This window comes from Candidatus Neomarinimicrobiota bacterium (genome assembly GCA_022567655.1).
Classification (GTDB): Bacteria; Fidelibacterota; SORT01; order SORT01; family SORT01; genus JADFGO01.
This window is the reverse complement of the sequence record JADFGO010000094.1, coordinates 1-8,027: the sequence shown is the minus strand read 5'-3', so window position 1 is coordinate 8,027 and position 8,027 is coordinate 1. Positions and strand designations below refer to the sequence as shown.

At 49.0% G+C, this 8,027-nt stretch carries 3 protein-coding genes and 1 pseudogene; 1 reads left to right on the top strand and 3 read right to left on the bottom strand.

The window, feature by feature from the left end:
- Positions 1-325: 325 nt before the first annotated feature.
- A pseudogene (locus IID12_08810) lies at positions 326-511 on the top strand (BstYI).
- 34 nt (positions 512-545) lie between these two features.
- Here the strand turns inward: IID12_08810 and carB are convergent.
- From carB to IID12_08795, 3 genes are all read right to left on the bottom strand, one after another.
- Complete coding sequence (gene carB / locus IID12_08805) at positions 546-3,782, bottom strand: carbamoyl-phosphate synthase large subunit (protein ID MCH8289189.1); 3,237 nt, start codon at positions 3,780-3,782, stop codon at positions 546-548.
- Entirely contained in the window at positions 3,779-4,861 is a 1,083-nt protein-coding gene (gene carA, locus IID12_08800) for a glutamine-hydrolyzing carbamoyl-phosphate synthase small subunit (GenBank protein MCH8289188.1), read from the bottom strand. Before carA ends, carB begins: the two co-directional genes overlap by 4 nt.
- Before the next feature lie 349 nt (positions 4,862-5,210).
- Positions 5,211-8,027: dihydropteroate synthase (locus IID12_08795; protein MCH8289187.1), on the bottom strand; the 2,817-nt coding region annotated here is incomplete at its 5' end.

Genomic DNA, 8,027 nt, shown 5'->3' with positions numbered 1-8,027 from the left:
ATCTATCAAAAGCAACGTGTTGTAATTCGTGAGCTAAGATATATTCGAACCTATCGCTACTTGTATGCGCAAAGACAACCGGCCTGGCAAAATAATTTGCATCATCACGCACTGTTTTTAACCCGTTTGAATCATACAGTGGAAGATTCAGAGGAGATACTAACTTTCGCCATCTCCTCAATTCCTTTTTTAGAGTCACAGCTTCAGGAGTAAAAAATAAAGCCCGTCGTCCAGAGGGTTCCAATGAAGCATAATCAAGTAGATAATGAGTACCTTCAAGGTCAATTCAGTGTCTGTCTTTATATTCTTGCTCAGCTCTTCTTGCAAATTTCAATATTTCTTCAATGAGAATAAAGCAGAAGTTGGAATTGAAATAGTCCCATGCCATGCACTTCATAAACAGATGTCAACGGGTGTTTCATACGGTGAACAGCTCGTATATGATATAGAAAGATTGAGAAGACATTTTCCTGCTGTGCCGGTCAAGGTAGTTCTTATTGATGTCGATTGAGTAATTCGAAGTAATATTTAGTTTATACATTTTCTTAAATATTATACTCCTGCAGGCTCTTCACTTTCAGCACACCGCCGCTTTTGAGTGCGCGGATGCCGCGGACAGCGGCGGCGGCGCCGGATATGGTGGTTATGCATGGTATCTGGTATTTTATCGCCGCGTCACCGATGGCGCGCTCGTCGAAGCGTGAGGAACGTCCGAGCGGAGTGTTGACGATCAGTTGTATCTCGCCGTCTATTATCAAATCGACCACGTTAGGTCTGTTTTCAGCCACTTTGTAGACTTTTCTGACGTTTAGTCCATTCTCCTTCAGCAGTTTGCTCGTTCCGTCGGTGGCGATCAACTCGAACCCGAGTTCAGAGAAATCGCGTGCGATCTCCACTACTTTTCGCTTATCGGCGTCGTTCACGCTGATGAATACACCGCCCGACTCCGGCAGTTTGTGTCCTTTTGCCCAGAACGCCTTGGCGAACGCCTCGCCGAAGGAGTCTGAAATTCCCATCACCTCACCTGTCGAACGCATCTCCGGTCCTCCGTAAACGGATATGCCCGGAAATTTCGTAAATGGAAATACAGGTTCTTTTATGGATATGTGCTTCAAGACCGGAATCTCCTTGACGTCCTGTTCCTTTAACGTTATCCCGACTGCAACCTTCGCCGCTATCTTCGCTAATGGCACTCCTGTTGCCTTGCTCACGAATGGCACCGTTCGGGAACCTCGCGGGTTTGCTTCTATGACATATACTTCGCCGTCCTTTACGGCGTACTGGACGTTCAGGAGACCTCGAACATCAAGCGCACTTGCGATCTTAGCCGTGTATTCTTTCATAATCTTGAGTTCACCGCTGCCCACCTGATACGGCGGGAGGACACATGCGGAATCGCCCGAATGAATCCCCGCTTCTTCTATGTGCTGCATTATGCCGCCGATCATCACTCGCTCGCCGTCATATATTGCGTCCACGTCAAACTCGACAGCGCCCTCTAAGAAGTTATCTATGAACACGGGATGCTCCGGAGTCACCTCCGCCGCTTTGATCATGAACTCCCTCATCATATCTTTATCGTAAGCGATCTCCATCCCTCTCCCGCCCAAAACATAGGAGGGTCGGACAAGGACCGGAAACCCTATTTTATTCGCGACTTCGAGCGCCTTTTCGACCGAATTTGCGACACCGTATTCAGGATGCTTTATCTTCAGATCGTTCAAAACCGTGCCGAATTTCTCTCTGTCTTCCGCGAGATCGATGTTCTCAGGGGAAGTACCGAAAATATTACAACCCGCCTCTTTAAGTTTTTTTGCGAGTTTCAGCGGTGTCTGTCCGCCGAATTGAATTATCACACCGTCCGGTTTCTCCGCATCTACTACGTTCATCACGTCCTCAAATGTCAATGGCTCGAAGAAGAGTTTGTCGGTTGTATCGTAATCGGTGCTGACCGTTTCCGGGTTGCAGTTTATCATGGAAACCTCAAATCCTTCCTCTCTTAAAGCCATAACCGCATGCACGCAGCAGTAATCGAACTCGATTCCCTGCCCTATCCTGTTCGGACCGCTGCCGAGAATGATCACGCTTTTGGAATCGTTCCTGACATGCTCGGTCTCGTCCTCGTAAGTAGAATACATGTAGGGAGTGTTCGAGCGGAACTCTGCGGCGCATGTATCTACCGTCTTATACACAACTTCTACCCCAAGTTTTTTCCGTTCCTTCCGAAACTCTACTTCGTCGATCCCTGCCACTGAACTTATATGAGCATCCGAAAATCCGCTCTCTTTTAGCCTGCGAAGGAATTCTTGATCGTATATCGAACCGTTCTTTAGGGCGTCATTCAGCTCTTTTTCCTCATCTACTATCGTTCTGATCTGATAAAGAAACCATCGGTCGATTTTGGTAAGCGAGTAAATTTCTTCAACATCCAGACCTGCTATAAACGCCGCCCGAAGATCGAATATCTTTTGACTCCTGACCATTCCGAGGTTCGCCCGGATCTTTTTCCTGCTCTGCCCGTTTAAACCGTTCCGGGTCGCGCGTATCGACGGCTCTTCGAGTCCGCTCCTGCCTATTTCTAAAGACCTGAGAGCCTTTTGAAGCGCTTCGCGGAAGTTCCTGCCGAAAGCCATTACCTCACCCACCGCCTTCATTTGTACTCCCAGACGCTTGTCGGTTTTTGGGAACTTCTCGAAATCCCATCGGGGTATCTTGACAACCACGTAATCGAGCGCAGGTTCAAAACTTGCAGGGGTTTCGCCTGTTATATCATTCCTGATCTCATCGAGTCTGTAACCCACCGCAAGTTGAGCGGCTATCTTCGCAATCGGGAATCCGGTCGCCTTGCTTGCGAGTGCGGAACTCCTTGATACACGGGGGTTCATCTCGATAACCATCATTTCTCCGCTGTCCGGGTGTACAGCGAACTGAATGTTCGAACCGCCCGTTTCGACACCGATCTCACGGATCAGAGCGATAGATTTATCCCGCATCTCCTGATACTCGACGTCGGAAAGTGTCTGCTGCGGCGCCACCGTTATGCTGTCACCCGTATGAACTCCCATCGGATCGAAATTTTCTATCGAACAAACTATGACCACGTTATCCGCTCTGTCACGCATAACTTCCAACTCGTACTCTTTCCAGCCTATTATCGACTGCTCTATCATCACTTCTGAAATCGGACTTGCCGACAACCCCATCTCCACCTGCTCCCTGTACTCTTCAATATTATATGCGGTATTCCCACCGGATCCTCCCAATGTGAAGGCAGGACGAATAATCAGAGGGAATCCGATTTCGCTGATTAACTTCTCCGCTTCTTTCCATGAAGTGACTATATCTCCGTCGGGAACTTTTAATCCGACGGCGGCGGCAGCTTTCTTGAACAGATCCCTGTCTTCCGCCTTTTTGATCGCCTCGAGCTTCGCTCCGATCAGCTCAACGCCCTGTTCGTCAAGAAATCCTGATTCCGCAAGCTCAACCGCAATGTTCAGGCCGGTTTGCCCTCCCATAGTCGGCAATATGGCGTCGGGTTTCTCCTTTTTAATAACCTCCTCCAAGACCGGGACGGTTATGGGTTCAATGTAAGTCGCATCGGCTAATTCAGGATCGGTCATAATAGTCGCGGGGTTACTGTTCACCAAGATTACCCTTATCCCTTCACGCTTGAGGACTTTGCACGCCTGCGTACCGGAGTAGTCGAATTCCGCTCCCTGCCCGATGACTATAGGACCGGAGCCGATTATCAATACTGATTCAGGCTTCTTCAACTCATTTATTTCTTATTATTCATCATATCTATAAACCTGTCGAATAGGTATCGGCTGTCGTGCGGTCCCGGAGCTGCTTCAGGATGATACTGGACAGAAAACAGCGGTAACTGTCTGTGTCTTAAACCCTCCACCGTTCCGTCGTTCAGGTTTACGTGAGTGATCTCCACTTCCTCTCCGTTGACGGAATCGGCCGAAACCGCAAACCCGTGGTTTTGAACCGTGATTTCGACCTTTCCGGTCGATTTGTCCAATACAGGATGGTTCGCTCCCCTGTGTCCGAATTTGAGTTTATACGTCTCAGCTCCCAATGCATGAGCCAATAGTTGATGCCCGAGACAGATACCGAAAAGAGGGACATAACTTAGCAGTTCCTTTATACATTCGATGGCGTAACCCACAGCGGCAGGGTCGCCGGGACCGTTTGAGAGGAGTATTCCGTCCGGCTTGGATTTGATTATCTCTTTGGCTGACACAGTCGCGGGAAAGATATTTCCGCCGCATTCTCTTTTGATCAGCTCTTTAATGATATTACCCTTTATACCGTAATGGATCACCGCGACTTTAAAAGCGCTCTCTTCTCCGCCGAAAGGGCGAACCTCTTTGGAGCTGACCGAAGAAGCGAGTTCAGAACCTGTCATCTTATCGGAAGATTTAACTTTCGAGATCAGCTCATCATCGGGTAGCGTCGAAGAGGTTATCATGCTTCTCATCGCCCCGGCTTCACGAATCCTGCGGGTCAGAGAACGCGTGTCAATGCCCTGTAAGCCCGGTATATTGTGTGTCTTCAAGAAATCGTCGAGCGTACTCTCTGAACGGTGATTACTCGGGTACTCACACAGCTCCTTGACGACCAGTCCCCTGAGAACGGGAGCATCGGATTCCATGTCCTGACTGTTGACTCCGTAATTGCCGATGTGCGGATAGGTCATGAGTACGATTTGCCCGGCGTATGAGGGGTCGGTGATTATCTCCTGATATCCCGACATAGAAGTGTTGAAGACAATCTCTCCGAACACTTCCTCCTCTGCTCCGAATGACTTGCCATGATAAACGGCTCCGTCCTCGAGTATCAGTCGTACCTTCACAGGATACATCCTTTGAGGCGTGAACGGCTGACTCCGAATCGATTAAATCGGAACCTGTTGAAACGAAAAGGAAAAGAAATAATGGAAGGTGTCAGGGTTGGGATATCTGCCTTTCCCGGCACCATATCCCGCTAAATATCCGCAGGTAGAGATTGCATTTGCATCAGTTGATAGTAACTTTCAACATCGAGTAATGCAAGTATAAAATTATTTCCTGCGAGTCAGGATTTACCCGCCTGGCATCAGTCGGACAGGTCCTGACCGCTCATGCTTCGACTCCCCGCCTAACATCAGTTGGGCAGGCGCTCAGCATGACAGAGATACTGAGAATTTCCCCTTCCGGGAATATTCATTCTGCGCGGAAATAATGTGCCTCAGGATGGTGAAAAACGAGAGCGCTGACAGAAGCTTCAGGCTCCATCATGAAGCCGGACGTCAATCTGACTCCGATTTTCTTCTCCGGCTGGAGCAGCTCGAACAGTTTTGCCTGATCCTCCAAATCCGGACAAGCCGGATAGCCGAAGGAAAGACGGATCCCGCGATACTGCGCCTTGAAGATCTCTTTTAGAGTCATATCTTCTTTGTCGGGGAATCCCCATTCGTCTCTTATCCTTTTATGGATCATTTCTGCAAGAGCCTCGGAAGTCTCTATCGCCAGCGCTTGAAGTATAAAGCTGTCGAGATATCTGCCCTCTTCCTTCCATTTCAATGCTATTTCATTAGGCTCTTTACCGCAAGTCGTTATAAAAATTGCTATTGAGTCTCCGGTGCCGTTGGGCGCCACCCAATCAGCGGCGCAAGCGTACGGATCCTTATTTTGTCTCGGCAGATCCAGCCTGAGAGAACCGTTATCCGATTTCCAGAATATACGGTTATCCTCCGACCATGACTCAACCCACAAGTAGAGCGCTTTGGGCTGGAACCAGTCTGATTGTTTAACCTTGTCCATTACCCTTTGAACCGCCATCCTTACCTTTTGGGCTTGCTTGTCCTCTCCATCTGAAAGTCGCGCTTCGGGTCGGGGAAGCCCCAGATGTTTGCCGTAGAGCATCTTCTTATTTATATAAGAAAACACATCATCCAAATTATCCGGAATAAAGATATGGGGCTCAAAATCCGGAGCTTTGGGAATTTCGGATTCCTTCCAACCCGGCAGTACCTCCGGCATCGGTTCAGGTTTTATTTCAGCCCGTTTTTTCGCCCGTTCTATCCGTCTGTCCTGACTTGCCTGCCACTTCTCATACAACAGTTCTTTTTCCGAAGGGTCCTGAAGATTGTGACACAATGATAATCCCTTCATGGCATTTTCTGCGTAAAATACGATATTGCCGTACGCAGGTGATATCCGTGTCAACGTAAATTCTTTCGTGAGCGCCGCTCCTCCCACGATCATAGGTGTGTTTATCCCCGCAAATTTAAAGTCCTCGACGGTTGTGACCATCATCTGCGCAGATTTCACTAATAATCCCGAAAGCCCGACTATGTCTGGATTATGAATCCTGACCGCCTCAACGAGTTTTTCGGGCGGAACTTTGATTCCGAGGTTTATTATTTCATATCCGTTGTTCGAAAATATCATATCCACGAGATTCTTGCCGATATCATGGACGTCTCCCTTGACGGTCGCAAGTATTATCTTCCCCTTACTCGCAGCTTTTTCACCTTCGGGTAATTTGGTTTCAAGATAGCTGACCGCAACCTTCATCACTTCGGCGCTTTCGAGAACCTCTGCGATTATCAGCTGATTAGCGCCGAACCTTTCGCCGACTATCGCCATCCCGTCCATTAACGGTCCATTGATTATGTCGAGCGGTTTGTCGTCTTTTAAGAGTTCGTCAATATTTTCTATCAGATTTTCCCTGACCCCCTCGATGACCGCATACTCGATTCTTTCCTTGACGGGCATATCTTTCACCGATTCTTCCATCGAGGGTCGCGCCTCCCTGTAAAAATCGGCAAACCTTTCAATCGCGTCATCCCGCCTGTTATTGAGCAGATCAAGGGACAGCTCCCTCTCTTCATCGGGGATACTCGCGTATCTTTTCAAACCTGTTGCGTTCACAATTGCGAAATCAAGTCCGGCTTGTATGCAGTGATACAAAAACACTCCGTTCAGCACTTCCCTTCCCTCTTTTGGAAGACCGAAAGAAACGTTCGAAATACCTAATACGGTCTTCGATAAGGGGAATTTTTCCTTTATCGCCTTGACGCCGAGTATAGTCTGTTCGGCTGAACCTACATAGTTCTTATCACCGGTCCCGCAGGGGAAAACCAGCGGATCGAATATTATCTCTCCATCGGAAAATCCCATCTCGCCCGTCAGTAATCGATGCGCCCTCCCGGCTATTTCTAATTTTCGCTCTACCGTTATCGCCATTCCCTGATCGGGGTCCTCATCGATCAATCCGACCACAAGGGTCGCTCCGTATTTCTTTGCGAGCGACGCAACCTGCCGGATCTTTTCCTCACCGTCCTCAAAGTTCACCGAATTGATTGCGGGTCTGCCGCCGATGCTTTTCAAAGAAGCCTCCACTACATCGGAATCTGTTGTGTCGATCATTATCGGAGTTCTCGTCTTTCGGAGTAGAGGTTTCAGGGTTTTCAGGAAGTCGTCCAATTCTATCCTGTCCGGGTTTGCCGTGCATAGGTCCAATATCCCCGCCCCGCTGCGAGCTTGTGAGCGACCTACCTCCGCTGCCTCCTCGTACCTGTTCTCGGTGATAAGTTTCTTAAACTTTTTCGAGCCGATGACGTTCGTCCGTTCCCCGACGAGAACCGGTCTGTTGTCCTCTTCAAGCACCAAAGCCTCAGCGCCCGCCATTGCCGATTTGTCGAGTTCTTCCGGCAGCGCTCTCGGGCTGAATTTTGAGACCTTTTCCTTCATCATCCTGACATATTCATCGGTTGTCCCGCAGCAGCCGCCGACGAGGTTCACCCACCCGTTCTTTGCGAACCGTTCTATTATGTCCGACAGTTGCTGTGCGGTTTCATCGTACTCCCCATCGACGTTCGGAAGTCCTGCGTTCGGAACTACAGCCACAAAACCGGGATAAATATCAGAAAGCGTCCGGAGATGGTCGGTCATAAACTCGGGACCTGTGGCGCAGTTTATTCCGAGATAGAGAAGATCGAATGGAGCCAGTGTATATACAGCCGCCTCAATATT